Source organism: Micromonospora sp. ALFpr18c, assembly GCF_008868155.1.
Classification (GTDB): domain Bacteria; phylum Actinomycetota; class Actinomycetes; order Mycobacteriales; family Micromonosporaceae; genus Micromonospora.
This window is the reverse complement of record NZ_WBKR01000331.1, coordinates 1-3,470: the sequence shown is the minus strand read 5'-3', so window position 1 is coordinate 3,470 and position 3,470 is coordinate 1. Positions and strand designations below refer to the sequence as shown.

At 66.5% G+C, this 3,470-nt stretch carries 2 protein-coding genes and 1 pseudogene; 1 reads left to right on the top strand and 2 read right to left on the bottom strand.

Going from position 1 to position 3,470, the window contains the following annotated elements:
* Nucleotides 1-127: pseudogene (locus F8271_RS30575) on the top strand (oxidoreductase); the annotation flags it as partial.
* A gap of 91 nt (nucleotides 128-218) precedes the next feature.
* Here F8271_RS30575 and F8271_RS30570 read toward each other — a convergent pair.
* Both F8271_RS30570 and F8271_RS30560 read right to left on the bottom strand, forming a co-directional pair.
* Nucleotides 219-1,025 carry an HAD family phosphatase gene (locus F8271_RS30570; RefSeq protein ID WP_151493264.1) on the bottom strand — a complete coding sequence of 269 codons (807 nt, stop codon included), beginning with the start codon at nucleotides 1,023-1,025 and terminating at the stop codon, nucleotides 219-221.
* A 630-nt stretch (nucleotides 1,026-1,655) separates the two neighbouring features.
* Entirely contained in the window at nucleotides 1,656-3,341 is a 1,686-nt protein-coding gene (locus F8271_RS30560; RefSeq protein WP_151493262.1) for an ATP-binding protein, read from the bottom strand.
* Nucleotides 3,342-3,470 lie beyond the last annotated feature (129 nt).

The following is a 3,470-nucleotide window of genomic DNA, read 5'->3' as shown; positions in this document are numbered from 1 at the left end:
CGCCGGGGCGTTGCCCGGGCTGAGCGAACTCTGGCCCAAGGCCCCCCGGCAGGCCCTCGCCAAGCTGCACGTCCTCGCCGCCCGCGACATCGTGCCGGAGGCCGAGCTGGGCCGTCCGGTGACCGACGTCGATCATGTAGTTGTGGTGCCTGACAAAAGCCGCGAAACTGGCGAAGGCGCCCACCACAAATCCATGATCGACCCGAGGGTGGATGGGGTCAGGCCGTGGTGGCGGCGGCGCGGGTGCGACGGTGGCGCCCGTACCAGGCGATGCCGATGGCCACGCCCACCCCGACGCCCAGGGCCGCCGCGGCAACCGGGACGGCGGGCCGCTCCCGCAGCCGGCGACCCAGCGGGATCGGGTGCCGGAACTCCAACACCGGCCACGCGTTCTCCGACGCCAGCTTGCGCAGCTGCCGATCCGGGTTGACCACACTCGGGTGGCCCACGCACTCCAACAGCGGGCGATCGCTGTACGAGTCGGAGTAGGCGTACGAGTCGGCCAGGTCGTAGTCGCGGGCGGCAGCCAGCTCGGTGACCGCCTCGACCTTGCTCGGGCCGGCCGCGTAGAACTCGACCTCGCCGCTGTACCGGCCGTCGCGCACCGTCATCCGCGTGGCGATCACGTCGGTCACGCCGAGCAGCTCACCGATCGGCCGGACCATCTCCTCGCCGGACGCGGAGACCAGCACCACGTCCCGACCGGCAGCCTGGTGCTCCTCGATCAGGGCGGCCGCCTCGGCGTACACGTAAGGGTTGATCAGCTCGTGCAGTGTCTCCGCGACGATCTGGCGGACCTGCTCCACCTGCCAGCCCTTGCACAGCGCAGCCAGGTAGTCCCGTGTTCGGGCCATGGTCTGCTCGTCGGTGCCGCCCAGCCGGAACATCAGCTGCGCGTACGCCGACTTGACCACGTCACGCCGGGTGATCAGCCCGTCCCGGTAGAACGGCCGACCGAACGCCAGGGCGCTCGACTTGGCGATGACGGTCTTGTCCAGATCGAAGAAAGCGGCACTTCGGCCCACGGCGCAAAAGTCTAGCCGGATGGTCTATCGTCGGCGGATGCCCGGGGTCACGCCACCCCTCAGACCTGCGGGCTGACACCGCCACCTCCGCTCCGCGTGATCACGCTCACACTGCGCGAGGAGATTTTTGCAGTGAGTGGAGGCGGCACCACTCGACGTGACGGGCCCGCTCAGGCAGACTTGTCGGTACGACGAGCTCTCACATCCTCGAAACAGACAGACCCTCGGCGGTTGCACCCCCCGTGACCGCTGAGTGGTTCGGCTCGACCCCCCCGGAGCCGAACCTCCGACGACCCCCGTCTCCCCCCGACGGGGGTCGTCCCTTTGTTGTGGGAGCGCGCACCGCACAGGTCGTCCTCCGGCCCGTCCAGACCAGCCAGTGGCGGCCCCGACGGCGGCCCGCCCCACCAGGGCGGGTCGACGGCGACGGGATGGCGAGGTTCCGCTGGCTGGGTCAATGCTTCACCAACACGCACGCGACACGGGGCGGGTCGAGCTGCCAGATCTTGTCGGCGGCTGCGGGGTGGCGGCTGCGTCGGTCGTTTGGGCAAGGGCCGCCAGAGTGGGTGGAGGCGGTGCTTGTGCGGAGCGCTGGTGGCCCGAGCAGGTCAGACGCTGCCCCGGATCGACTCATTTTCGCGGCGCATACATTGCCGCGAGTTTCCGGTAGCGATCAGTGAAAGTCTTGTCGCGGTCGACAAGTTCGAGCGCCTGGAGTGCCTGAGGCAGGGACGCCCCGGCTCGCCCGTACAGATTGTCCGGCGAAATCTTGCCCCTGACTTGCGCCAACTCGATCGGTGTCAGCGGTCTGCCGTTGACCGAGAGGGAGCCGAGTGCCCTGATCAAGTCGACCAGGTCTCTCTCGCAGTCAATCGGACGCCGAATCGCGAACCGTGGGACACTTCTGACCGACACCTTGGTGCGCCTTGCCCGGGCAGACGCTGCCGCTTTCGAAACCTGCGTCACCACGAGCCCCTTCAGCTGAAGGTTCGAGAGCAACGCGCGGTACTGCTCGGCGTCGACCAGGCCGAGTGCGTCGAAGACCTGCTGGGTGCTGAACAGCGCGCCATCCCGCCCGAGGAGCAAGACCTTCATCTCGTCGACGGGCAGGTTGAACCCGTCGAAGGCCGCGAGCCAGCGCTGGTCCGTCTCGGAGAAAACCGATTCGTGGTGCAGTGTGATGGCGAAGTTGTCATTTTCGGCCCGAAGCTCCGGGTCCACCAGGTCGTTGGCTTTCATCAGCGCGAAGATCCGTCGCATTCCTTCGCCCACCTCACGCATGAAGCGTGCCTCGCGCAGGGTTCGGGCGACAAACGGGTTACGCGACTCGTGGGCCCCGGAGAGCCGAAGCAGATCTTGCACGGATACCGTAGACAGCAGGGATCCCGGGCTCCGTACTTCCATCCGGTCGTCGTACACGAACACCTCGACGCCGCGCCCCTCGTCGCTGTAGTCGCGGTGCGCAACAGCATTGATCAGGACTTCCCGGCAGGCATCCTCCGGGTACATGACCCGCTCCTCGAACAGGCCACTCCGTTCGAGCCTCACCTGCACGAGGTGGTTACGGATGGCGTCCCAGGCGCGCACCAACAGCGTGAGGATATTGCCGCGGACGATCTCGTCGTTCGACACATTGTATTCTTTGCCCGGCCGCATCTCGGTGCCCACAACCCGGAGGATTCGAACCTGGCACCGAGGATGCCACCGCTGAACGTCGTTGGCGAAGAGGAGCAGCGCCGCTCGGCGAAGCCGCACGTGGAACCCGTCGTAGTCTGCCAGGTCGAGTAGCTGAAGAACCTTTTCTTCTGACATCCCGGGGGCGACTTGCTCACCGAGGCTGCGTATGAGTGGGATATCCAGGGAGTCCAGGTCGGCACCGTCGACGTACTGTCGATCGTAGGAGCGGGAGCGCTGCTCCTGGCGCTCAAAGTGGACGATCTCGGTCGCGATCGGGATCGACTCCCGGTCGCTTCGCTGGAGACACTTCCCATCGCTCGTCTGATGAATGGCCACGGTGCTCTTGGCGACGGCAAACAGCAGGACCAGCTTGCCGTCATGATAGATGCGCGACTTGAGTGGCGATGGCAGCGGTGTTTGCGCCAGGACATTTGTCTGCGGGGCGGCCAGAAGCCCTTCGATGGCATTCGCCGAGTGCGGTACCCCGGTTACCGTCCCATCGTCCTCGACGCCCACGAACAGCTGGCCCCCCTCGCTGTCGGCGAACGCCACCAGGGTTTCAGCGATATCTCGTTTGATATCCCGGACATCTCGCGGCCTTTTGTGCCCCGGCGGGCCCTCTAGTACGGCAGCCGCCATTTGCTAGTTGGCCAGGGCATAGTCTCGGTTGAGTCGGGTGCGTTGGTGGAACCAGCGTGCTCGGGCTTGGTGGCGGCGTCGCCAGTTGCGCCAGTGGGTGTCGTGGTCGGTGGGTTTCGGTCGGTGCCA

What these genes read in the sequence shown, in the direction of transcription:
- F8271_RS30560 (WP_151493262.1), bottom strand. Translation starts at nt 3,341, where the DNA reads ATGGCGGCTGCCGTACTAGAGGGCCCGCCGGGGCACAAAAGGCCGCGA.